The sequence below is a fragment of the Streptomyces sp. NPDC028419 genome (genome assembly GCF_055565515.1).
Genome location: NZ_JBVHUE010000005.1, coordinates 133469 through 159731 on the forward strand (window position 1 = coordinate 133469; position 26263 = coordinate 159731).

The following is a 26263-nucleotide window of genomic DNA, read 5'->3' on the forward strand; positions in this document are numbered from 1 at the left end:
GAGAGACTGTGAACGACAAGCGCAAGCTGCTGCTGAGCCTGCTGAAGCAGGCTTCCGCCCCGGCGGCGCCGAGCGAGGGCGTGGCGATCATCGGTGTCGCCGGCCGCTACCCGCTGGCCGAGACGGCCGGTGAGCTGTGGGACAACCTGGCTTCGGGCACGCACTGCATCCGGGAGGTGCCGGCGGACCGTTGGGACGCCGACGCGCACTACGACCCCTCCGGCACCCGCGCCGGATACAGCAAGTGGGCCGGATTCATCGACGACGTCGACAAGTTCGACCCGCTGTTCTTCCAGATCTCCCCCGCGGACGCGGAGGCGATGGACCCCCAGGAACGCCTGTTCCTGCAGACCGCCGCGGCCACGCTGGACGACGCCGGCTACCCCGCCGCGCGGCTCGCGGCCCAGGGCCGGGTCGGCGTGTTCGTCGGCGTCATGAACAACAACTACGAGTGGATGGGCGGCGAGGCCACCGCGCTCGGCGTGCAGACCGACGCCCACTCCAACCACTGGTCCATCGCCAACCGGGTCTCCTACACCTTCGACTTCACCGGGCCCAGCCTCGCGGTGGACACCGCCTGCTCCGCCTCGCTCACCGCCGTCCACCTGGCCTGCGAGAGCCTGCGCAGCGGCGAGTGCGCCTCCGCCGTCGCGGGCGGCGTCAACCTCATCCTGCACCCCATGCACCTGCGCACCCTGGCGCAGCGCGGCATGATCTCGCACGACGACCGGCTCAAGAGCTTCGGCGAGGGCGCCGACGGGTTCGTCGACGGCGAGGGCGTCGGCGCGGTCCTGCTCAAGCCGCTGTCCGCGGCGATCGCCGACGGGGACCGCATCCTCGGCGTGATCACCGGCTCCAGCATCAACGCGGGCGGCAAGACCGGCGGCTACACCGTGCCCAGCTCCGCCGCCCAGAGCGAGGTGATCCGCGCGGCCCTGGGCCGCGCCGGAGCCGCCCCCGAGAGCATCGGCTACGTCGAGGCCCACGGCACCGGCACCCCGCTCGGCGACCCCATCGAGATCGCCGGCCTGACCGAGGCGTTCGGCGGCCGCATCACCCCCGCACAGCGCGCCGAGCGGCCCACCGTCGCGGTCGGCTCGGTCAAGTCCAACATCGGCCACCTGGAATCGGCGGCCGGCATCGCGGGCCTGACCAAGGTGCTCCTCCAGCTCCGCCACCGCGCGCTCGTGCCCTCGCTGAACTCGGCCCGCCTCAACCCCGAGATCGACTTCACCACCACCCCCTTCGAGGTGCAGCAGACCCTGCGCCCCTGGAACCGCCCCGGCCCCCTCGTCGGCGACGCCGCCGACGGCGCCGACGCGCCGCTGCGCGCCCTCGTCAGCTCCTTCGGCGGCGGCGGCGCCAACGCCTGCGTGGTCGTGGAGGAGTACCAGGGCGCGGCGCTGCCGACCGAGGCCCACGAGGCCGACACCGAGCAGCTGCTGGTCCTCTCCGCCAAGAGCGAGGACCGGCTGCGCGCGGCCGCCACCGACCTCGCCGCCTTCCTGCGCCGCGCCCAGGGCGGGGAATCCCGGGACCAGCGGCCCGAGCCGGACACCCTGGCCGCGGCCCAGCGCCTGAGCCTCGCACTGGCCGCCGAGACCCTCGGCGTGGACGCCGACTACCTGGACCTGGCCACCGAACTCGCCGAGTGCGGCTTCGGCGTGGCCGAACGCGCCCGCTACCAGGCCCTGCTGGCCGATGCGGCAAACGCCGCGCTGCCCGCCGACACCACCGCCGCGGACACCATCGGGGCCGTCGCCCGGACCGTCGCCGCCGCCCTGGCCGCCGCCGGACCCCGCCCGCTGGACGGCGCCGCCCTCCGGCTCGCCGACGTCGCCCACACCCTGCAGTCCGGGCGCACCGCCCACGAGTTCCGTCTCGCCCTGCCCGCCGTGTCCCCGGCCGACGCGGCCCGCCTGCTGGAGGCCTGGGTCGCGGGGGAGGGCGACGACCGGACCGTCACCGGTCGCGCCGCCCGCGCCCGGGTGGAGCTCACCGCCGACGCGGCCGCCGACCTCGAACGGGCCCTGGAGCGCCGTGACCTGTCCGGCGTCGCCGCCGCCTGGGTCACCGGCGCCCGGGTGGACTGGACGCGGACCACCCCGGCCACCGCCCGCCGCATCGAGCTGCCGACGTACCCCTTCGCCCGCCGCCGCTACTGGATCCCGCAGCCCCCGGCCCCCGTGGCCGTCGCCGCGCCCGCCGAGCGCCAGGACACCGGCGAGGCCCCGGTCACGGACGGCGCGCCGGAGTTCTTCCGCCCGCTGTGGGTCCGCACCCCGGCCCCGGCCGAAGGCGCCGCCCCGGCCCCGCGGCGCATCACCGCCCTGGTCACCGCGGCCTCCCGCTGGCTGGGCGAGGCCCTCGCCGCGCGCCACACCGGCTCCGTGGACCTCGTACGCGTCGACGAGCAGCCCGTGTCGCAGTGGCTCGCCCGCACCGCCGACGCCGACCTGGTCGTCCACCTCGGCGCCGTCGGCACCCGGATCGCCGAGGGTACGGGCGCCCCCGCGCTCGCCGCCGAACAGCTCCGGGACGGTTCGCTGTCCCTGTTCCACCTGCTGCGCTCCACCGCCGCGGACCGCGTCCTCGTCGTCACCAGCGACGTCCACGCGGTGGCCGGCAGCGCCTCGGAGAACCCCTTCGCCGCCGGGCTGCACGGCCTGCTCCAGGTCGCCCCCAAGGAACGGCCCGAACTGCGCGCGGCGGCCGTCGACTTCGCCGCCGCCGACTTCACCGGCGAGGCCGGTGCGCGCGCCCTGGCCGACCTCCTCCTCGCCGAGCCCGTCGACACCACCGGGCGCACCACCGTCCTGCGCGCGGGCATCCGCTACGAACGCCGCCTGGGCCGCGTCGCCCTGCCCCCCACCGTGACCGTCGACCGCCCCGTCTACCGCGACGGCGGCGTCTACCTGCTGATCGGCGGCACCGGCGGCATCGCCCGCGAGCTCAGCGTCGACCTGGCCCGACGCCACCGCGCCCGCCTGGTCTGGTTCAGCCGGGGCGAGCTCGGAGCCGAGCAGCGGGCCGCGGTCGAGGAGATCCGCGCCCACGGCGGCGACGTGGCCCACGTCCGCGGCGACGCCTGCTCCACCGAGGACCTGGCCGCCGCCGTGGCCGAGGCCCACCGCCTCTTCGGCGCCCTGCACGGCGTCTTCCACGCGGCGATGGTCTTCGACAACCACCTCCTGGCCGACCTCGACGAGGACGCCTTCACCGCGGCCACCCGGGTCAAGACCGAGGGCGCGGCCGCCCTCGCCGCGGTCGTCGCGGGCGAGCGGCTCGACTTCCTCGCCTACTTCTCCTCCGCCGGCTCCTTCGGCCGCTTCGCCGGCAACGGCGCCTACATCTGCGCCTCCGCCACCGAGGACGCCTACGCCCTCTTCCTCCGCGCCCGCCTGGACTTCCCGGTCACCGTCGTCAACCAGGGCTACTGGCACCAGGTCGGCTCCGGTGCCCAGCCCGGCCTCGCCGAGATCTTCCAGGGCCTGGGCATCAGCGGCTTCACCGCCGCCGAGGGCATCACCGCCGTCGAGCGGATCCTCGCCTCCGGCCTGCCCCAGGCCATGCCCATCCGCGCCAACCGCCGCGCCCTGGAGGCCATGGGCCACGACCCGGCCCTGGACGGCGACGCCCTTCCGGGCGGCTACCCGGCCGTCCTCGCGGACCAGGCGTCCCGCCTCGCCGGGGCGGCCGCCACCGACCCCGCCGCCACCCGGGTCCTCGACGGCTACCAGGAGCTGGAGGCGGTCTCCGCCCCCGTCCTGCTCGGCGTCTACCAGCGCATGGGCGTCTTCCACCGCTCCGGCGAACGCCACAGCGCCCTGGAGCTGCGCACCACCCTGCGCATCCAGGACCGCTTCCAGCGGCTGCACGAGGCCCTGCTCAACATCCTCACCGGCGCCGGCCTGCTCACCCGCGACGGCGACCGGGTCACCACCACGGCCGCCGCCGACTCCGTGGAACACGCGGCGCAGGCCGAGGGCTGGGAAGCGGAGTTCGACCGCCTCGCCACCGCCTACCCGGACATCGAGCCGACGGTCACCCTCAACCGGCTCTTCCTCCAGGCGTACCCGCAGATCCTGCGCGGCGAGGTCGGCGCCACCGAGATCATGTTCCCCGGCTCCTCCATGCAGCTGGTGCAGAACTTCTACAAGGGCAACCCGCTCACCGACCACTTCAACCTGCTGGTCCGCGAGACCGTCCGGCGCGCCCTGGAGCTGCGCCTGGAGCAGCTCCCGGACGGCACCTCCTTCGAGGTGGTCGAGCTCGGCGCCGGCACCGGCGCCACCAGCGAACGGGTCCTGCCCGCGCTGGAGGGCCACGCCGGCCGGGTCGGCTACACCTTCACCGACATCTCCCCGAGGTTCCTGGACTACGGCCGGGAGCGCTTCGCCGAGCGCTACCCCTTCGCCCGGTTCCAGATCCTCAACCTGGAGCGCGGACTGGCCGAGCAGGGCTTCACGCCCGCCGCCGCCGACCTGGTCCTCGCCACCAACGTGGTGCACGCCACCAGCGACCTGCGCTCCACCCTGCGCAAGGCCAAGGCCCTCCTGCGCCCCGGCGGCTGGCTCGTGCTCAACGAGCTGACCTCCGTCCGCCCGCTGCTGACCATCGGCGGCGGCGTCCTGGAAGGCTGGTGGGCCTTCGACGACGGCGAACTGCGCATGCCCGACTCGCCGTTGGCCTCGCCCGAGGGCTGGACCCGGATCCTGCACGAAGAGGGCTACACCGAGGTCCGCGCGCTCGGCGCCGAGGGCGCCGACCTCGGGCAGACCGTCCTCGTCGCCGAGAGCGACGGCGTCGTCCTCGGCGCGAACCCGGTGCTCCGGGCCACCCCCGCGGCCACCGAAGAGGCCGCCTCGGCCCAGGCCGCGGCCGTGGCCGCCGACGCCGTCGGCGAGCGCCTGCGCGAACTGGTCGAGCGGGTGCTCAAGCTGGACGAGCGGGTCGACCCCGACCGCCCCCTCGCCGACTACGGCTTCGACTCGCTCAGCGGGATGAAGATCGTCTCCGCGGTGGACGACACCTTCGGCGTCACCGTCCCCCTCGGCGACTTCTTCGAACGCCCGACCCTGCGCGAGCTCGCCGCGCACCTCGCCTCCGGCTGGCTCGCGGACGTCGTCGCCCCGGCCGCCCCGGCCGCCGCGGCGCCCGCCCCCGCCCCCGCCCCGGCCCAGGCCGCGCCCGTGGCCCCGCAGGCCCCGGCCGCGCCCGCCGCGCCCGCACGGCCCGCGGCCGCCCCGGCCGCCGAGCTCGTGCTGCGCCCCCGCACCGACGCCGAGGCGTGCGTCCACCCGCTGTCCGAGGGCCAGCGCGCCCTCTGGGTCATCGAGCGGATGGCCCCCGGCACCTACGCGTACAACCTGCCCCTCGCCCTCTGGCTCGACCGCGACACCGACCTCCTCGCCCTCCGCGTGGCCCTCCAGGACCTCCTGGACCGCCACGAGGAACTGCGCGCCACCGTCCGCGAGGGCGCCGACGGCCCGGCGGCCCACATCGCCACCGAGCCCGAACTCCCCTTCCAGCAGGTGTTCCTCACCTCCGTGGACGAGGACGACCTGCGCGGGCGCATGCGGGCGGAGCTGCGCCGCCCCTTCGACCTCGCCGGGGGCCCGCTGCTGCGCGCCACCCTCTACACCCTCGGGGACGGCCGCCACGCCCTCCTGCTGACCTTCCACCACCTGGTCTTCGACGGGGTCTCCATCGCCCTGCTGCTCGCCGAACTGGAGCGCGGCTACCGGGCCGTGGCCGACGGCGGCCTGCCGCCCACCGACCGCCCCGAGCACAGCTACGCCGACTTCACCGCCTGGCAGCGCGACCTGCTCGCCGGCCCCGAGGGCCGTCGACTGCGCGACTACTGGACGCGGCGGCTGAGCGGCCGCCAGACCACCGTGCCGCTGCCGCTGGACCGCCCCCGCCCCGCCGTACCCGGCTACCGCGGCGCCAGCATCGACGGCGCCGTCCCCGGTCCGGTCACCGAGCGGGCCCGCGCCCTGGCCTCCGCCGAAGGCACCTCGCTCTTCGGCGTCATGCTCTCCGGCTGGTTCGCCCTGCTGCACCGCTACGCCGACCAGGCGGACATCGCGGTGGGCACCCCCACCGCCGGCCGCCCGGCGGGCGGCTACGACGACGTGTTCGGCTACTTCATGAACATGGTCGTCCTCGCCGAACGGGTCGACGGTCAGGAGGCGTTCCGCGCCCTGGTCCGCCGCACCCACGCCACCGTCCTGGGCGCCCTGGAGCACAGCGCCTACCCGCTGCTCACCCTCGCCGAGGAGCTGCGCAAGCTGGACCCGGCCGCGCCGTCCGCCCCCTTCAACACCGCCTTCTACTTCCAGAACTGGGCGCGCGCCGCCCGCCACGACGGCCTCGTCCTCGGCCCCGTCGAAGGAGTCCACCAGGAAGGCGAGTTCGACCTCACCCTGGAGCTCGTCGAGCAGGCCGAAGGCTGCCGCTGGACCCTCAAGTACGACCCCGACCTCTTCGACGCGGACACCGTGGAGCGCATCGGCACCCACTTCACCACCCTCCTCGCCGCGGCCGTCGGCGCCCCCGACACCGCCGTCGGCGCGCTCGACCTGCTCACCGGCGAGGAGCGGACCCGACTGGCCCCGCCGGCCGCCGCCGCGTACCCGGCCGACACCCTCGTGTGGGAGCTCGTACGCCGGCAGGCCGAAGCCCGCCCGCAGACCGTGGCCGTCCGCCACCAGGGCACCGAGCTGACCTACCGCGAGCTCACCGAACGCGTCGAGACCCTCGCCGCCCGGCTGCGCGCCGCCGGCGTCGGCCGCGGCCGCACCGTCGGCGTCCTGCTGCCGCGCGACGCGGACCTGCCCGTCGCCCTCCTCGCCGTCCAGGCCGCGGGCGGCACCTACGTCCCGCTCGACCCCGGCTACCCGCGCCAGCGCCTCGCCTACATGGCCGAGGACGCCGGACTCTTCCTGATGCTCACGCACTCCGCGCACCAGGACGCCTACACCGCCGTGCCGCGCCTGCTCACCGACGGCGCCCAGGAGCCGCCCGCCGCCCCCTCGCCCGGCCCCGCCGGACCCGGGGACACCGCGTACGTCATCTACACCTCCGGCTCCACCGGCCGGCCCAAGGGCGTCGCCGTACCGCACCGCGCCCTGACCAACTTCCTGTGGTCGATGGCCCGCGAACCCGGATTCGGCCCCGGCGACACCCTGCTCGCGCTGACCACCGTCTGCTTCGACATCTCCGGCCTGGAGCTCTACCTGCCCCTGGTCACCGGCGGCACGGTCGAGATCCTGCCCACCGAGGACGCCCGCGACGGCCTGCGGCTGCGCCGCGCCGTCGAGACGAGCAGGGCCACCGTCATCCAGGCCACCCCGGCCACCTGGAGCATGCTGCTGGCCGCCGGCTGGCAGGGCAAGCCCGGCCTGACCGTCCTGTGCGGCGGCGAGGCACTGCCCGCCGACACCGCCCGGGCCCTGCTCGCCGGGAACCACGCCGTGTGGAACCTGTACGGGCCCACCGAGACCACCATCTGGTCCGCGGCGAGCCGCCTCGCCCCCGGCGAGAAGGTCACCATCGGCACCCCGATCGCCAACACCTCCCTCCACGTCCTCGACAGCACCCGCCGCCCCGTCCCGGCAGGTGTCCCCGGCGAGCTGTACATCGGCGGCCACGGCGTGGCCCTGGGCTACCTGGGCCGTCCCGAGCTGACCGCCGAACGCTTCGTGGCCGACCCGTTCGCCACCGCCGCCGACGCCCGCATGTACCGCACCGGCGACCTCGTCCGCCGCCTCCCGGACGGCCGGATCGACTACCTCGGCCGGATCGACTCCCAGATCAAGATCCGCGGATTCCGCGTGGAACTGGAGGAGATCGAGACCACCCTGCGCGGCCTGCACGGCGTGCGCGAGGCCGTGGTCGTCGCCCGCGGCGAGGGCACCCGACACTCGCTGCTGGCCGCCTACGTCCTCGCGGACGGCGCCACCGAACCCACCCGGGAGCGGCTCGCGGCCTGGCTGCCGGACCACATGGTCCCGGACGCGCTGGTCCGCGTCACCGGCTTCCCCCGCACCCTCAACGAGAAGATCGACCGCACCACCCTGGCGGCCCTGCCCGTGGCCGAACTCCGGGCCCGCTTCGGCGCCACCGGAGCCACGGCCGCCACCGCACCCGAGCGGGACCGCACCGACGGCAGCGCGCGGCTCCGTACCGAGGCGCTCGTCGGCGAACTGACCACCATGGTCGCGACCCTGGCCGGCCAGCGCCCCGAGGACATCGGCGCGCAGACCCCGCTCGGCGACCTCGGCATGAACTCGGTCAGCTTCACCGCGCTGAGCACCGAACTGCGCAAGGCCTACGACATCGAGGTCTACCCCACGCTGTTCTACCGCCGCGGCACCCTGCTCGCCCTCGCCGACCACCTGTGGGAGCACCACGGCAGGGAACTCACCGCCCACTTCGGCCCGGCCCGGGTCGAGCTCCCCGCGGACCGCGACCAGGACCCCGAGGGCGCGGAGGCCGCCGACGCCCCGGCGACGCGGGGGCAGCGCCCCAGCGGCGACATCGCCGTCATCGGCATGGCCGGACGCCTGCCCGGCTCCACCGACCTCAAGGAGTACTGGGACCACCTCGCCGCCGGCGACGACCTGGTGACGGAGATCCCCGCCGACCGCTGGGACTGGCGCGAGCAGCCCCGATCCCGCTCCCGCTGGGGCGGCTTCGCCCCCGACATCGACCGCTTCGACGCCGCCTTCTTCGGGATCTCCCCGCGCGAGGCGGAGCTGATGGACCCCCAGCAGCGCCTGATGCTGGAAGTGGTCTGGTCGGCCATCGAGGACGCCGGCTACCGTCCCTCCGAGCTGGCCGGACAGCGCGTCGGCGTGTTCGTCGCGGTCACCAACTCCGACTACCTCGACGTGCAGCGCGCCGCCGGACGCGGCACCGAGGGCCACACCCTCACCGGCGCCGCCCTGTCCGTCATCCCCAACCGCGTCTCCTACGTCCTGGACCTGCGCGGCCCGTCCGTCGCCGTGGACAGCGCCTGCTCCGGCTCGCTGACCGCCGTCCACCAGGCGAGCGCGGCGCTGCGCGACGGGACCTGCGACCTGGCCATCGCCGGCGGCGTCAGCCTGATCCTCTCCCCGTCGGTCTACGAGGCCCTCAGCCAGGGCGAGATGCTCAGCCCCGACGGCCGTTGCAAGGCCTTCGACAGCCGCGCCGACGGCTACGTACGGGGCGAGGGCGCCGGCGTCGTGCTGCTCAAGCCGAACGACCGCGCCGAACGCGACGGCGACGCCGTCCACGCCGTCATCAAGGCGGTCGCCGTCAACCACGGCGGCCGGACCACCTCGCTGACCGCCCCCAACCCCGACGCCCAGGCCGACCTGCTGGTCGAGGCCTACCGGGCGGCCGCGGTCGCCCCGGAGACCGTCGGCTACATCGAGGCCCACGGCACCGGCACCGCGCTCGGCGACCCCATCGAGACCGCCGGCCTCTCCACGGCCTTCCGCCGGCTGCGCGCCGAGAACGGCTCCGCAGCCCCGCGGACGCCCATCGCCATCGGCTCGGTGAAGACCAACATCGGCCACCTGGAGGCCGCCGCCGGCATCGCGGGCCTGTTCAAGGTCGCGCTCGGCATGCGGCACGCCACCATCCCCGCCAGCCTGCACTTCCACGAGCAGAACCCCTACCTGGAACTCGACGGCGGACCCTTCGAGGTCGCCGCCACCGCCCGACCCTGGCCGCGTCACCGCGACGCCGCCGGCGCGCAGCACCCGCGCCGCGGCGGCGTCAGCTCCTTCGGCTTCGGCGGAGCGAACGCGCACATCGTGCTGGAGGAACCGACCATGCCCGACACCCGCGACGAGCAGAGCGCCGAGCAACTGTTCGTGCTGTCCGCCCGGGACGAGGAGGCACTGCGCACCACCGCGCAGCGGCTCGTCGACCACCTCGACGCGCAGGACGTCCCCCCGGGCGACCTCGCCCACACCCTGCAGATCGGCCGCGAGCCGATGGCCCACCGCCTCGCCGTGGTCGCCGAGGGCGCCGCCGCACTGCGCGCCGAACTCGCCGCCCACCTGGCGGGCCGCCCCTCGGCGGTGCGCACCGGACGGCCCGCGCGCGGCCTGACGCCGCGCCCGGCCGCCGCCACCGCGGACCTCGACACCCTCGCCGGCCACTGGCTGGACGGCGCCGAGGTCGACTGGGCCGCCCTGCACCAGGGCGCCCCGCGCCGCCGCGTGCACCTGCCCGCCTACCCCTTCGCCCGGACCCGGCACTGGGTCACCCCGGCGGCCCCCGCCGCGGCGGCCCCGCTCCACCCCGCGCTCCTCGACGCCGAACTCCCCGCGCCCGACGGCGCCGGCCGCGCCTTCACCAAGCACCTCACCGGCCGGGAGTTCTTCCTGCGCGACCACATCGTCGCCGGCGACCCCGTGCTGCCCGGCGTCGCCCACCTGGAGATCGCCCGCCTGGCCGGCGAACTCGCCGCCGACGGCGCCCCGGTCACCGGCATCGACGGCCTGGTCTGGGCCGCCCCCGTCCGGCTCCCCGCCGGCCACGGCGGCCACCGCCTCCGGATCCGCCTCACCGGCGCCGCCGACCGCCCGGCCTCCTTCGAGGTCGCCGGCGAGGGCGACGGCGCCCCCGTCCACGCCGCCGGAACCCTGCGGTTCGGCGACCCCGGCGAGCGCCCCGCCCCCGTCGACCCGGCGGCCGTCCGCGCCCGCTGCCCGCGCGTCCACACCGCCGCCGACTGCTACGCGGGCTTCTCCCGGCTCGGCTTCGACTACGGCCCGGCCTTCCAGGTGATCGAGGAGATCGCCGAGGGCGACGGCGAGGCCCTGGCCGCGCTGCGGCTGCCGGCCGAGCGCCACACCGGCCCCGGCGCCTACGCCTTCCACCCGTCGTTGCTCGACGCGGCCCTGCAGACCGCCGGGCGGCTCGCGCCCGGCGCCGCCGACCCCGCGAACCCGGTCCCGTACCTGCCGTTCTCGCTCGGCTCGGTCCGCCGCTACGCCGACCTGCCGGAGCGGGTGTACGCCCACGCCACGGTCTCGGCCCGGCCGGCCCGACCCGGCACGCTGTGCTTCGACGTCGCCCTGCGGGACGCCGAGGGCCGGGTGGTCGTCGCGATCGACGCCTTCACCCTGCGGGCCGTGCCCGCCGCGGCCCGCGCGGCCGGGGCGCTCCCCGGCTCCGACGAGGTCTTCGCCTTCGCACCCGGCTGGCAGCCCGTCGCCGCCCAAGCGGGCCCGCTCGACACGGCCGTACTGGTCCTCGGCCCCACCGCCGGGTCGGCGGCGGTCACCGCGGCCCTCACCGCCGCGGGCGCGAGCACGGTCGTGCGCACCATCGGCGCCGTTGACGCCGCGGACGCCTTCGACGCCGAGGCGGCGGTCGCCGCCCTCGCGTCCGGATCCGCCACCGTGGTGCACCTGTCCGGCCCGGACAGCGACACCGCGGCGGCCGTCGAGCACGGTTTCCACACCGCCGGCGCCTTCCTGCGGGCCTGGCAGCGGGCCCGCCGCGGAGCCCTGCGCTACCTGTACGTCCACACCGAGCCCGCGGCCTCCCCGGCCCACCCGGCCATGGCCGCCTTCGCCCGCTCGGTGCGCCTGGAACACCCCGCCGTCGACTTCACCGTGCTCGCCGTCGCCGCGGACCGCACCCCGGCCGACGCCGTCACCGCCGAACTCGCCGGATCCGGCGGGGTCGAGACCCGCGCCGACGGCACGGGCCGCTCCCGCCGCACCTGGCACCGCGCGACCCTGCCCGCCGCCGCCCCCTCGCCCTTCACCGGCCCCGGCGCGCACATCGTGACCGGCGGTACGGGCGCCCTCGGCCTGCTCCTCGCCGAGCACATCGCCGCCGCCCGCACCGCGGCCGGGACCCGCGCCGGAGGCATCGTGCTCGCCTCCCGCACGGCCCCCGGCCCCGAGGCCCTCGCCCGGATCGACGCCATCGGCGCCCGCGTGGTGCGGGCCGACGTGTCCGACCCGCAGGGCGTGCGGCTGCTGATCGACGAGGCCCGCCGCACCCACGGTTCGATCGCCGGCGTCCTGCACGCGGCGGGCGTCCTGCGCGACGGCCTGCTCGCCCGCAAGGAGCGCGCCGACGCCGAGGCCGTCCTCGCCGCCAAGGTGCACGGCACCGTCCTGCTCGACGAGGCCACCCGCGAGGACCGCCTCGACTACTTCGTGACCTTCTCCTCGGCCGCCGCCGCCTTCGGCAACACCGGCCAGACCGACTACGCCTTCGCCAACGCCTTCCTCGACCACTTCGCCGAGGAGCGCGAGCACCGGCGCCTGGCGGGCACCCGGCACGGTCGCACCCTCGCCGCCGCCTGGCCGGTGTGGGCCGACGGCGGCATGCGGATCGACGCCGCCGCCGAGGAGTTCATGGACCGGGTCCTCGGCATGCGCCCGCTGCGCACCGCCGCCGCCCTCGGCGCCCTGGACCGCGCCCTGGCCACCACCGCCCCCCGACTGCTCCTGGCCCCCGGTGACCCCGACCGCATCCTGGCCGCCCTCGACGGCGGGCGCGCCCCCGCCGCCCCGGTGACCGCCGCGGCCACCGCGACCGCCCCGGCGGCCGAGGCGGACGTGCGGGGCCACGCCGAGGCACTGGTCCTGCGACTGCTCGCGGAGGAGGTCAAGCTCCCCGAGAGCGAGATCTCCCTCACCGAGTCCTTCGACCAGTACGGGCTGGACTCCCTCATCTCGATGAGCATGGTCCGCCGGCTGGAGGAGCTCTTCGGCCCGCTGCCCAAGACCCTGCTCTTCGAGCACGTGACGGTCCGCGAACTGGCCGGGTACCTCAGCGCCGAACACCCGGACGCGCTGACCGCTCTCGCGACCGCGACCCCGACCCCGACGGCGACCGTGACGACGCCCGCGACCGCCCCGGCCCCGCCGGCCCCCGCACCGACCCCCGAGGCCGCCCCCGTGACCGCCGCCCCCGACCGCGCCGCCACCCACGGCGAGGACATCGAGATCGCCGTCATCGGTGTCGCGGGCCGCTACCCGCAGGCCGACGACGTGGACGAGTTCTGGCGCAACCTGCGGGCCGCCCGCGACAGCGTCGAGGAGGTCCCCGCCGACCGCTGGGACCACGACACCTTCTACGACGCCGACAAGTCCGCCCCCGGCAAGACCTACGGGAAGTGGGGCGGCTTCGTCCGCGACGCCGACCGCTTCGACCCGCTGTTCTTCCGCATGTCCCAGATCGAGGCCGAGCACACCGACCCCCAGGAGCGCGTCTTCCTGGAGACCGTCTGGCACCTCATGGAGGACGCCGGCTACACCCGCGCGCAGCTCCGCGGCGCCCGTACCGGCGTGTTCGTCGGCATGATGTACGGCCACTACCAGCTGTACGGCGTCCAGGAAGCCCTGGAGGGCAAGGGCTTCGCCCCCTCCTCCTCCTACGCCTCGGTCGCCAACCGGGTCTCGTACTTCTTCGACTTCACCGGACCCAGCGTCGCCCTGGACACGATGTGCTCCTCCTCGCTGGTCACCATCCACCAGGCGTGCCTGGCCATCCGCAACGGTGACTGCGACGTCGCCGTCGCCGGCGGCGTCAACATCTCCAGCCACCCCGTGAAGTTCCTCCAGCTCGCCCAGCGCGGCTTCCTCGCCGCGGACGGCCGCTGCCGCAGCTTCGGCGAAGGCGGCACCGGCTACGTGCCCGCCGAGGGCTCCGGCGCCGTCCTGCTCAAGCGACTGGACGCCGCCCTCGCCGACGGCGACCGCATCCTCGCCGTCGTCAAGTCCTCCGCCGTCAACCACGGCGGGGCCGGCTCCGGGTACAGCGTCCCCAACCCCAAGGCCCAGGGCGACCTGGTCCGCTCCGCCCTGGAGCGGGCCGGGCTGCGCCCCGCCGACCTCGACTACCTGGAGGCCCACGGCACGGGCACCGCCCTCGGCGACCCGGTGGAGGTCACCGGCATGCTCCGCGCCTTCCAGGGCGACACGCCCGAGCGGCTGCCGATCGGCTCCGTGAAGTCCAACATCGGGCACGCCGAGTCCGCCGCCGGCATCGCCGCCATCACCAAGGTGCTGCTCCAGATGCGGCACGGCGAACTCGCCGCCTCGCTGCACGCCGACCGCCTCAACCCCAACATCGACTTCTCCGCCGGCCCGTTCGAGGTCCAGCGCGAACGCGCCCCCTGGCCGCGCCGCGTCCTCGAGGACGGCACCGTCAAGCCGCGCACCGCCGGCGTGAGTTCCTTCGGCGCGGGCGGCACCAACGCGCACATCATCCTCCAGGAGTACGTCGGCGACCCGGCGGCGCCGACCCGCGCTCCGGCGGTCGGACCGCAGCTGGCCGTGCTGTCCGCCCGCGACGCCGACCGGCTCACCGCCCAGGCCCGCCGACTGGCCGCGCACCTGCGCGACGAGGCCGTGGACGCGAGCCCCGACGAGATCGCCTGGACCCTGCAGTCCGGACGCGAGGCCATGGAACACCGGCTCGCCGTCCTCTTCCACGACCCGGCCGAACTCGCCGCCCGCCTGGACGACCTGGCCGCCGGTCACACCCCGGCCGGTACCTGGCGCGCGGTCGTCAACCTGCGCAAGCCCGTCGCGGGCGGTCCGGTCGACGACAGCCCCGCGGCCCTCGCCGAGGCGTGGACCGCCGGCCGCCAGGTCGACTTCGCCGTCCTGCACCCGGCGGGCCGGCCCGCCCGTACGGCCCTGCCCGGCTACCCCTTCGGCGGGGACCGGGTCTGGCTCGCCGCCGCGGACGCCCAACTCACCGCCCTGAACCGGTCGGCCGCCCCCGCCGGCGAACTGCTCACCCGGCACTGGGTCCCGGCCGGGACGGTCGTGCGCGGCGCCCTGCCCGCCCGTACCGCCGTACTGGCCGCACCGGGCACCGAGGCCCTCGCCGCCCGACTGGCCGCGCACCTGCCCGCCGCCGAGGTACTGGACGCGGAGCGGATCGCCGCCGACATCGCCGACCCCACCACCGTGTGGAACCGCTACGACGCCGTGGTCGACCTCGCGGGCTGCGCCGACCCGGCCCGACCCGCGGCGCACCACCTGCTGGCCGGCTGGCTGCACTGGATGCGCCAGCTCGTCGACAGCCGCCACGAACTGACCGCCCTCCTCATCACGCGCGACGGCAGCGCGGGCGGAGCCGCCCGCACCGGGCTCTACCGCATGCTGCAGAGCGAGTACCGCCACCTGCGCTCCCGCCACGTCGACGCCGGCCACGGCGTCCTCGACGACGAGCTGTGCCTGCGCGTCGCCGACGAACTCGCCGCGGGCGACGACCCGTACGAGATCGCCTACCGCGACGGCGCGCGCCACCGGGCGGAGCTGCGCGCCCTGCCGCAGCAGGTCCCGACCGGCCGCACCGCCTTCCCGGCCGACCACGTCCTGTGGGTCACCGGCGGCACCCGCGGCCTCGGCCTGCTGAGCGCCCGCCACTTCGTCGAGCGCCACGGCGTGCGCAAGCTGGTCCTCACCGGCCGCGAGGAACTCCCGCCGCGCACCGAATGGGCCGCGCACATCGCCGCCGGCACCGCCCTGGGCGAGAAGCTGCGCCCGCTCGCCGAACTGGTCGCGCGCGGCATCGAGCTGGAGGTCCTCGCCGTACCGCTGGAGGAGACGGAGGCCCTGGCCAAGAGCCTCGCCGACATCCGGCTGCGGATGGGACCGGCCGGCGCAGTGATCCACAGCGCGGGCTTCACCGACTTCGAGAACCCCGCCTTCGTCCGCAAGACGCAGGCCGGCATCGACCGGGTCGTCAGCCCGAAGGTCTTCGGCCTCGACTCGCTGATCACCTGCTTCCGCGACGAGCCCCTGAGCCTGTTCGTGCTCTACTCCTCGGTCGCCGCCTCCGTGCCCGCCCTCGCCGTGGGTCAGAGCGACTACGCCCTGGCCAACGCCTACCTGGACGCGGTCGCCGAGGCCCGTCCCTACGGGCTCCCGCTGGTCAGCGTGCAGTGGCCGAGCTGGAAGGACACGGGGATGGGGGAGGCGCGCAGCGCCGCCTACCAGGCCTCCGGGCTGTCCGCGCTGACGGACGAGCAGGGCCTCGCCCTGCTGGACCGGGCCCTGGCGAGCGGCGCCCGGGTGGTCCTGCCCGCGCTGCCGCGTCCGGACGCCGAGTGGCGCCCCGAGCTGCTCACCTCCCGCCGCCTGTCCCCGGCCGCGACCCCGGCCGCCCCGGCCGTCGCCGCCGCCCCGGCGGTGCCCGCCGCTGCGGCGGCCGACGACGCGGTCCGGGGAGCGGTCGACGCGGCCTCCTCCTGGCTGCTGGACCGGCTCGCCGCCGAACTCCGCTTCGAGCGGAGCCGGCTGACGGGCGACACCCCCATCCACGACTACGGCACCGACTCGATCATGGTGTCCCAGCTGGTGCAGACCGCCGCCAAGCGACTCGACGTCTCCATCGACCCCTCGGCGCTGCTGGAGCACCCCACCGCCGACGGCTTCGCCGCGTACCTCGCCGAGGAGCACCGGGACGCCCTCCTCGCGGCCTTCGCCGCCCCCGCCGCGGCCGTCCCCGCCACCATCCCGGCCTCCGCGGCCCGCGCGGTAACGGCCTCCGCGCCGACCGCGCCGGCGGCGCCGGCCGGCCCGGCCACCGCGGCCGTCGCACCCGCCACCACCGACATCGCCGTGATCGGCCTCTCCTGCCGCTTCCCCGACGCCCCGTCCGCCGGTGCGTACTGGGACCTGCTGCGCCAGGGCCGCTCGGCCCTGCACCCGATCCCGGACAGCCGCTTCGGCCGTCCCGTCGGCTACCACGCGGGTCTGCTCGACGACGTCCTGCGCTTCGACCCGGAGTCCTTCCTCCTCGCCGAGGCCGACGTCGCGGCCATGGACCCGCAGGCCCTGCTCCTCCTCGAAGAGGTCGACAACGCCCTGCACCACGCCGGCTACCGGCCGGCCGAACTCAAGGGCCGCCGCATCGGCGTCTACGTCGGCGGCCGCGCCACCCACACCCCCGACACCGAAAGCCTGGCCGGGGCGAAGAACCCGGTCGTGGTCACCGGCCAGAACTACCTGTCCGCGAACGTCTCGCAGTTCTTCGACTTCCGCGGCCCCAGCCTGGTCGTCGACACCGCTTGCTCCTCCGCCCTGGTGGCCATGGACATGGCCGTCCAGGCCCTGCGCTCGGGCGACATCGAGTCCGCCGTGATCGCGGGCGTCAGCCTGCTGGCCGACGACCGGGCCCACCAGGTCTTCGGACAGCGCGGACTGCTCAACCCCGGTTCCGCCTTCCACGTGTTCGACCGCCGGGCCGCGGGCCTGGTCCTCGGCGAGGGCGTCGGGGTCGTCGTCCTCAAGCCGCTGGCGGCCGCGCAGGCCGACGGTGACCGCGTGGTCGCCGTCATCAAGGGCATCGCGATCAACAACGACGGCCGCACCGCCGGCCCCGCCACCCCGAACCTCCAGGCCCAGAAGGACGTGATGAAGGAGGCCCTCGCGCGCAGCGGCCACCTGCCCCAGGACATCGGCTGGATCGAGGCCAACGGCTCCGGGTCGGCCGTCACCGACCTGCTCGAACTCAAGGCCGTGGAAGGGGTCTACCGGTCCGGCTCCACCCAGCCGGTGGCGCTCGGTTCCATCAAGCCGAACATCGGCCACCCGCTGGCCGCCGAGGGCATCGCCGCCTTCATCAAGGTGGCCCTGATGCTGCACCACCGCGAGCAGGTCCCCTTCGGCTCCGGTCAGGAGCCGCTGGACCACTACGACCTGGCCGCCTCCCCGCTGTACTTCCCGCGGGAGCCCCGGCCCTGGCCGACCGGCGGCGCCGAACTCGCCGCGGTGAACTGCTTCGCCGACGGCGGCACCAACGCCCACCTGCTGCTCGCCCCGGCGCCGGGGGCGTCCGCGACCGGCTCGGCCGTCGCCCGTACCCCGCTGCCGCAGCCGGTCCGCACCCCCCGGGTCGTGATCCGCGGCCGGGCGACGGGGACCGCCACCGCGTCCGCGAGCACCGCTTCCGCCGCCGCCCCCGCGCCCGCCGGGAGCATGTTCTGGGACACCTACCGATGAGCGCCCCGATCCCCGTGCCGACCGGGGACCTGCCCGTCGTCTTCATGTTCTCCGGCCAGGGGTCCCAGTACTACGGGATGGGCCGGGAACTCTTCGAGACCGACGCGGTGTTCCGCGCCGCGCTGCTGCGCCACGACGCGGTGGTGGCCGCCGAGCTGGGTGAATCGGTCATCGCCCGGATGTTCGATCCGGCGCGTCGCAAGAACGACCCGTTCACCGACACCCGGCTCACCCACCCGGCGATCGTCATGATCGAACTCGCCCTCGCGGAGACCCTGCGGGCGGCGGGACTGGAACCCGACTACCTGCTCGGCTCCAGCCTCGGCGAGTACGCGGCGGCGGCCGTCTCCGGCAGCCTGGACCAGGCGGAGTGCCTGCGGGTGCTGGTGCGACAGGCCTCCGGCCTGCGCACCGGCCCCCGCGGGGGCATGCTCGCCGTGCTCGCCCCCGCCGACGTGCTCGACCGGGTCCCGGCCCTGCGCGAGTGCGAGGTCGCGGCCCGCAACTACCCGGGCCACTTCGTGGTCGCCGCCGACGAGGACACCCTGGCCCGGGCCGAGCGGGAGCTGCGCGCCGCCGACGTGCTCCACCAGCGCGTCCCCGTCGAGTACGCCTACCACTCGCGGCACATGGACCCGGTCCTCGCCCAGTGCAACAACGCCTTCGACGGCGTGGAGTTCGGCCCGCCGGCCATCCCGTGGATCTCCTGCGTGGACGGCCGGTCCGTGGAGCGGCCGACCGCGCACCACTTCTGGCGGGCGGCCCGCCAACCCATCGAGTTCGAGGCGGCCATGGCCGCCATGCGGGCCCGGGGCGACTTCCTCTACCTCGACCTGGGGCCCTCCGGCACCCTGCACAACTTCGCCCGCAACAACCTGCCGGCAGGGAGCCGCTCCCGGTCCCTGCCCCTGCTCAGCCCCTTCGGGTACGACCCGGAACAGATTCCCCGGGCCCGGACGCTCGCCGCACCGAAGGCGGCCACGGCACCGCACGCACCGCAATCACCGCACGCACCGCACGCACCGAAGACACCAAGGAAGGCACACGGTATGAAGGTCTACGGCTTCCCCGGACAGGGCTCCCAGCAGCGCGGCATGGGCAAGGGGCTGTTCGAGAAGTTCCCCGAGCAGACCGCGATCGCCGACCGCGTCCTCGGCTACTCCATCGAGGAACTGTGCGTCTCGGACCCCGAGCGGCTCCTCGGCCGCACCGAGTACACCCAGCCCGCCCTCTACACGGTCAGCGCCCTGACCTACCTGGACCACCTCACCCGCGACCCGGAGCCCGCCGACTACCTGATCGGTCACAGCCTGGGCGAGTACGTGGCCCTCTTCGCTTCCGGCGTCTTCGACTTCGAGACCGGGCTGCGCCTGGTGCAGCGCCGCGGAGCCCTGATGGCCGCCGCGGGCGGCGGCTCCATGGCCGCCGTCGTCGGCAGCGACGAGGACGCCGTCACCCGGATCCTCGCCGGATCCGGCCTCGACGGCCTGGACCTGGCGAACCTCAACGCGCTCGACCAGTTCGTCCTGTCCGGTCCCGCCGACGACATCGGCGCCGCCTGCACCGCCTTCGAGGCCGCGGGCGCCCGCGCGGTCCGGCTCAATGTGAGCGCCCCCTTCCACTCCCGCTACATGCGGGGCACCGCCGAGGAGTTCGCGCGCTTCCTCGACGGCTTCGCCTTCGGCCGGCCCGCCGTCCCCGTCCTCGCCAACACCGACGCCCAGCCCTACCGGGCCGACACGGTGAAGGAGACCCTGACCGCGCAGATCGCCTCCCCGGTGCGCTGGAGCGAGACGGTCCGCCGCCTGATGGGCCACGGCGACTTCGACTTCACCGAGCTCGGCCCGGGCCACGTCCTCACCCGGCTCGTCGCCCGCATCCGCTCCTCGGCCACCCCCCTCCCGGTCCCGACGCACACCCCGGTCCCGGCCGAGGTCGAAGCGGCCCCGGCCCCCGCGTCCCTCGGCATCGCGGCGGACACGCTCGGCTCGGCGAGCTTCCGCGCCCGTTACGGCCTGCGGCGCGCCTACCTCCTCGGCTCCCTCTACGGCGGCGTCTCCGGCCCCGACATGCTCCGCGCCGCGGCCAAGGCCGGGCTCCTCGGCTTCCTCGGCACCGCCGGCCTGAGCCCCACCGAGACCGCGGACCAGCTGCGCACCCTCGCCGCCGACCTCGGCCTCGGCGGCGCCTTCGGCGTCAACCTGCTCTACCGGCACGGCGCCCCGGAGCAGGAGTCCGCGCTCGTCGACCTGTTGCTGCGGCACGGAGTGGACCTCGTGGAGGCCTCCGGGTTCCCGCTGATCACCCCGGCGCTGGTCCGCTTCCGGCTCAAGGGCGGCCGGATCATCGCCAAGGTGTCCCGGACCGACACGGCCGCCGAGTTCCTCGCCCCGCCGCCGCAGGTCCTGGTCGACCGGCTGCTCGCGTCGGGCGAGGTCACCGAGGAGGAGGCCCGGCAGGCCGCCGGCCGTCCCATGGCCGACGACCTGTGCGTCGAGGCCGACGGCGGCTGGCTCAGCAGCACCGCCGACCTGCTGACCCTGCTCCCCGCCGTGCTGCGGCTGCGCGACGAGGCCGCCCTGGCACTGCCCGGCCACCGCGTGCACATCGGCTGCGCGGGCGGCATCGGCACCCCCGAGGCCGCCGCCGCGGCCTTCCTGCTCGGCGCCGACTTCCTGCTGACCGGCTCCGTCAACCAGTGCTCCGTCGAGGCCGCCACCAGCCCCGAGGTCAAGGACATCCTCCAGCAGGCCCGGGAGTTCGACGTGGACACCGCCCCCTGGGGCGAGATGTTCGAACTCGGCGTCCAGGCCCGCTACCTCAAGCGCGGCCTGTTCTTCCCCGCCCGCGCCGCCCGCCTGTACGAGATCTGGCGCCGGCACGGCTCGTTCGCGGAGCTCGACGAGGAGACCCGCACCCAGGTCCTCGACCGGTTCCTCGGCGGCGCGACCCCGCCGGCCACCCCCGGCCAGGACCCCAAGGCCGAGCTCGCCGACCTGTTCCGCGGCTACTTCGACCGGGGCCTGCGCCTCGCCGTCACCGGGGACCAGCGCTCCCGGGTCGACTACCTGGTCCACTGCGGCCCGTCGATGGGCGCGTTCAACCAGGTCGTCGCGGGCACGGAGCTGCAGCCCTGGAGCGCCCGTACGGTCGAGGCCATCGCCGACACGCTCATGGAAGGCGCGGCGACCCACATCACGGACCGCCTGAACACCTTCCGCTGACCCGGCCCCGCACGCACGACGACGTCGGCCTCCACGACCAGATCCTGGTCGTGGAGGCCGACGTCGTTCACGCCCGGTGGTTCATCGGGCGGGCGGTTCACCCACGGGGAGCGAGCTTCACCCGCACCGGGCCCTCGGCCCGCAGCGTCACCCCGGTCGACATCGGGATGTCGGTGTCGACCGCCGTGAACTCGAACTTCTGCAGCAGCGCGCCCAGGGTCAGGACCGCGTTCAACATCGCCAGGTGCTGGCCCACGCAGGCCCGCGGACCGCCGCCGAACGGGAACCACGTGTACCGGCCGCGCTCCGCCTCCTTCTCCGGAAGGAACCGCTCCGGGTCGAAGAGGTCGGGGTCCTCCCAGATGTCGGGACGCCGCTGGATCACGCCTGGGCTGACCAGTACGTCGGAGCCCGCCGGGATGACGTACTCGCCGATCTCCACGTCCACGTTGGGGGAGCGGCCGAAGGAGGGTGCCGCCGGGTACAGGCGCAGCGTCTCCTTGATCACCTGGTTCAGGTACGGCAGCTGGGCCATGTCCCCGGCACCCGGGATCCGACCCTCCAGCACCGCGTCGACCTCCGCGTGCGCACGGGCCTGCGCGTCGGGGTTCAGCGCCAGCATGTGCATGGCGAAGGAGAGGGAGGTCGCCGTGCTCTCGTGGCCCGTCACCAGGAACACCAGCACCTGCTCGCGGATCTCCTGCGCGCTGAGCGGCTCCCCGTTCTCGTCGCGCGCCCGCGCCAGCACGCTCAGCATGTCGTGCCGGTCCGACTCGCCCTCGGCCTCCGCGTCCTGGCGGGCCGCGATGATCTGGTCACACACGTCGTACAGTTCCTGGTGCGCTTTCGCCGCCTTCGTATTGCCGGGCGTCGGCACCTTTCGCGGAATGTTGACGGGTGAGAAGGCCCGCTTCACCGCATACGCATTGATGATGGGGAAATTGCGCTTGACGCTCCCGAGCGCCGTCTCCAGGTCGCTGCCGGTGCCGAACAGCAGGCGGGCTATCACGCGCAGCGTGTACCGGGCCATCTCGTCGGCGGCGTCGACGGTCGCGTCCTCCACCGCGTCCCACCGCTGCGTCAGCTCCTGCGCCTCCGCCGCGATGTCGGTGCAGTAGCTGTCCACCTGGCGCTGGCTGAACAGCGGGTTCAGCAGTCGCCGCTGGCGCATGTGCTCCTCGTCCTGGCTGGTCAGCAGCCCGTTGCCGAAGGAGGCGCGCAGTTCGTCGTAGAAGCGGCTGTCCTTGCGGAAGGTGGCCGCCGACTGCGCGAGCACCTGCTGCGCCCCGGCCGGGGAGAACACCCCGTAGAACTGCGCCCGCATTCCCGGCGGGCCGGCGACGAACCGCACCACGTCGCCGTGCTCCTGCTGGGCCTTGAGGTAGGTCCCGAGAGCATCCCGTTGGAGGTCGAGCATCGACCCGAAGAGCGGGTGTCCGGTCGCGGTGGGCGGTTGGATCGCCATGCTGCATTCTCCCCGTCGTAAAGAATTGGTGAAGCGTGAACTATATGCCGAGTGAGCCTAGTTGAAGTCGCCTGGGGCAAAGATCGATTTCAGGAAAGATCGTTTTGATCTGGCTGGTAAACATCGCTGGAGAGGAGGTGGGGGAGCGGTCCGTCGGCGCGGCGTGACCTGTGGTGCGTTCGGTCGGTGAACATGACGTCCCGAGAGGCCCACATCCCCCGTGACCAGCCCGGGGAGGTCGTTCGGGACCTGTACGGGGTGCCCTTCTCCCTCGACCGGCTCGTATCGGGACCGGGTGCGGGGACGGCGGACGAGAGCGTCATCACCACCTTCGTCGTCGACCGGAACGTCCTGAGAAGGCGGCCAGAGCTCGTCAAGTCGGCGCACGTGAGAGGGGCGGGCTCAGGGAGCCCGCCCCTCTCACGTGCGCTACCCGCTGGGGTGCCGGTCAGACGCCGGCGCAGTTGGTGAAGGACGTTCTGGTCCGGGCGCTGTAGATGCTCGCGCCGCCGTTGGCGTCGTACGTGAGGGGAACGGTGATGGTGTCGTCGGCGGTCCACGGGAAGCCCTGGGTGTCGAAGGTCCAGGTGCCGGTGGCCTTCGTCGCCAGTTCGGACAGCGCGACCCACCCGTACTGGCGCGGGGGCACGCTCACCGTCAGCTTGTTGCCCATTTCCTGCTTGAGGTCCACCGTGGTGGCGCCGCTGACCTCGGCGGTGACCTGGAGCTCGAGATTGGCCAGGCCGACGGTACCGCCGACCTTCAGGCTTCCCGTCAGCTTGAAGCCGATGGTGTTGCTCCATCCCGTGCTGGTGGTCAGCGAGAACTCCCACGGGATCGTGGTCGAGGTGTCGTTGAACCAGATCGGGGAGACGCACGTCTCCGGCAGGGTGAAGGGCGGCGTCTGGCTGGTCGTGGACCACGAGCAGCTCGAGGTGTCCCTGTTGCACCGCGCGGCCGCGTAGTCCACCGCGGTGCTCCACGCCTTCTGGTAGACGTCGGCGGGCAGCGTCCACTGCTGCTGCGGTGTGTTGTCGCAGCGGTAGGTGTACACGAAGTTGTCGGTGTTGGGCGGGATCTGGACGGTCAGGCAGGAGTTGTCGGCGACCTGGCGGATCCGGAACGCCTTCTGCGGGGATCCGGCGATCGGTTGGAAGTACCACTGCTCGGACGCGCGCCCGTCGCAGGGCTGCTGTCGCAGCTGGTAGCGGGCGGTGGTCAGGTCGACGCACTTGCCGGTGGTGGTGTTGACGATGGAGAACCCCGAGTCGAGGCTGGTGCCCGTGTTGATGCGCCACGTCGTGGCGGATCCCGACCCCGGGTTCACGGAGATGGCCGCGTTGTCGTCGTAGCTGCCGCCCTGGACGTCCAGGAGCTTGCCGTTGCTGACGTTCGTCACCGTCAACTGGATCAGCGCCTCGGCCGACGCGCCGCCCTCCTCGCGAGCGGTTGCGGGGGACGTCATGATCCCCACGGCGGCGCACAGCGCTGCCGCGACGACGGTTGCCCTCCTCCAGAGGGCGCCTCTGTGTCCCGTTGTTCTTCTTGTCACCAGCGTGATCCTTTCGTCGTGCGTGGATCGGGGGAGGGCGGCCCGAGCCGAGGCGGCCCGCGTCACTTGTCCGACTTCCAGCCGTTGCACCAGCGGCAGAGCGGCTGGCCGTCGGCAGGGCTTTTGGCGCCACCGTGAGCCCGGGGCTCCATGTGGTCGACGTTCCACTCGTCGAGGGACGGGGTCACCCCGCGCTGGGACTTCCGCGGCGGGACGAGGAGCCGGCTCGGCCCGGCCCGGACGGAGCGGGTGTGGGCGCCCGGGAAGGAGAAGTCACCGGTGACGGGGGCCTTGAACTGGCCCTCCCACCGCACTCGCGGGGCGCCTTGGCGGGAGTTGTGGGCCAGGCTCACCCCGGCGGATCCGCCGACGCTCTGGAACGCCGGTCCGGCGGCCTCGACGTGGGCGTTGCCGTTGAACAGGTTCACCGTGACCGGATCCAGATGATCGGTCGGCGCCGGTCCCGGATCGCCCACCCGCTGGTTGACGGTGACCGCTCCGTCGACCGGGGACACGAGGCTCGTCTGCGGCGCGGCATCGGCATCGGCGCCGCGCACCGCTCTGCGGGCGTCGAAACGGGCGTGCTCGCCCACCGCCAACGGAGCGAAGTCGGCCTTCGGCTGCCTCGGCTCGACCAGCGGCCCCCGCACGCCCCGCACGGCGGGGGAGTGGGCCGACAGGAGCGGGAGGTCCCGCGGCACCTTCTTCGACGCCACCGACGCCGATGCGGAGGGCGTGCTCCCCGCCCGCGCCAGCGACACCACCGAGGCCGTCGTCAGCGCGAAGCCGACCATCCGTATCCACCACGACCGCGCGGACATTCGTGCTCCGCCGCCACGCCCAGACACCAAGGCCCCTCCGACCCGTCGACGTTCACCGGAACGCGATGGCCCATCCCTCCACCACCGTGGGGGGCTGGTTGCCGGGCCGGCGGGAAACCTACCGGGCGGCCGTCGGGCCTGGATTGGAAAAATCTGACCTGCCGGCACGGGTCGGCCGAATGCCCCGCCCCATGTGGCCGGAGCGGAGCGGCTGGGCGTGCGCGGCAGGTCGCGTCAGGCCGTCCCGGCCGGCTTCTTCTTGACCTGGTCCGTGAAATCGACGGTGTCGGCGGCCGGCGGGGCCTCTACGGACTGGCTGCCCCCGAAGCTCAGGAAGTCGACGCTGAGGTCGGTGCCGCCGACGGACTGGCTCAGGCGGGACGGGGTCCCCTTGTCGTCGAGCCACACGTCCGTGACGAGGTCGCCCGTCATGCCCATGCCGGTGTACGCGTCGCCGGCCGCGCCCATCTGGTCCGTGGGGACCGTCGCCCGGTAGTGGGTCGTCTTCTTGCCGCGGAGGGTCTCCGTACCGACCTTGGACGCGCCCTTCGCGTAGGTGAGCGTCTTGAGGCCGGCCACCGGGTCGGCGTTGCCGGACTTCATGGCGGAGGCGCCCGCCTCGCCGAGGATCGCCGAGGCGTCGATCCGCACCCAGGTCTTGCCCTTGTACGGCCCTTCCGGGACGGGGTCGATGTTGTAGTAGTACACGGCATCGACCAATCGGACCGTGACGGTCCCGTCCGCGACGAACTTCTCCATCTTCACGTCCGCGGCCGGCATCTCGGTCTGCATCGAGATGCCCCTGCCGTTGCCCCACGAGTAGAGCCCGGTCGTCTTGACGGTCTTGCCGCCCGTCTTCGGGCCCGAGACGGTCGTGGTGATGTCCGCCGAGCCGGGCTTGGAGGCTTGGTCGGAGGCCTGGGCCAGCGCTGCGGCCACCGCGGCGCTCGCGGCCTTGTCGGTGACGTCCGTGCCGCACCCGGTCGTGCCCGCGGCCATGAGGCCCACCGTGACGATGGTCGCGGCGATCGTGCGTGTCTTCATTCCCACCCCTGGGTCGTGTCCGTACCGGGCGGCGCCCCCGCGCCGCCCTCCGTGGGGGGGGGGGGGGGGGGGGGGTGGGGGGGGGGGGGTGGGGGGGTGGGGAGAGGCAAACTTTGATCCCCGCCCACCCACGCCAGTGTCGGGAGGTGGTGGGGGTGTTGGGTGAG

5 protein-coding genes and 1 pseudogene are annotated in these 26263 nt (G+C 74.5%); 2 read left to right on the forward strand and 4 right to left on the reverse strand.

Going from position 1 to position 26263, the window contains the following annotated elements:
* Positions 1-8: 8 nt before the first annotated feature.
* Positions 9-17990, forward strand: a pseudogene (locus ACZ4UB_RS08295) (amino acid adenylation domain-containing protein); the annotation flags it as partial.
* The gene (gene fabD / locus ACZ4UB_RS08300) at positions 17987-21214 is read left to right on the forward strand and encodes an ACP S-malonyltransferase (RefSeq protein ID WP_468069076.1); all 3228 of its coding nucleotides are present in this window, start codon (positions 17987-17989) and stop codon (positions 21212-21214) included. The pseudogene ACZ4UB_RS08295 and the gene fabD, both read left to right, overlap by 4 nt.
* A gap of 97 nt (positions 21215-21311) precedes the next feature.
* Here fabD and ACZ4UB_RS08305 read toward each other — a convergent pair whose 3' ends face one another.
* From ACZ4UB_RS08305 to ACZ4UB_RS08320, 4 genes are all read right to left on the reverse strand, one after another.
* A complete protein-coding gene (locus ACZ4UB_RS08305; RefSeq protein ID WP_468069077.1) occupies positions 21312-22679 on the reverse strand; it encodes a cytochrome P450 in 1368 nt (455 codons plus the stop codon).
* 448 nt (positions 22680-23127) lie between these two features.
* Entirely contained in the window at positions 23128-24144 is a 1017-nt protein-coding gene (locus ACZ4UB_RS08310) for an RICIN domain-containing protein (RefSeq protein ID WP_468069079.1), read from the reverse strand.
* A gap of 149 nt (positions 24145-24293) precedes the next feature.
* Positions 24294-25052, reverse strand: coding sequence for an HNH endonuclease (locus ACZ4UB_RS08315; protein WP_468069080.1), 759 nt, complete (start codon positions 25050-25052; stop codon positions 24294-24296).
* 234 nt (positions 25053-25286) lie between these two features.
* The gene (locus tag ACZ4UB_RS08320; protein ID WP_468069082.1) at positions 25287-26096 is read right to left on the reverse strand and encodes an SCO4651 family lipoprotein; all 810 of its coding nucleotides are present in this window, start codon (positions 26094-26096) and stop codon (positions 25287-25289) included.
* Positions 26097-26263 lie beyond the last annotated feature (167 nt).

Bases quoted from the DNA above. Each gene is read 5' to 3' on its own strand.
- fabD (WP_468069076.1), top strand. From the start codon at position 17,987: ATGAGCGCCCCGATCCCCGTGCCGACCGGGGACCTGCCCGTCGTCTTC.
- ACZ4UB_RS08305 (WP_468069077.1), bottom strand. From the start codon at position 22,679: ATGGCGATCCAACCGCCCACCGCGACCGGACACCCGCTCTTCGGGTCG.
- ACZ4UB_RS08310 (WP_468069079.1), bottom strand. From the start codon at position 24,144: ATGACGTCCCCCGCAACCGCTCGCGAGGAGGGCGGCGCGTCGGCCGAG.
- ACZ4UB_RS08315 (WP_468069080.1), bottom strand. From the start codon at position 25,052: ATGTCCGCGCGGTCGTGGTGGATACGGATGGTCGGCTTCGCGCTGACG.
- ACZ4UB_RS08320 (WP_468069082.1), bottom strand. From the start codon at position 26,096: ATGAAGACACGCACGATCGCCGCGACCATCGTCACGGTGGGCCTCATG.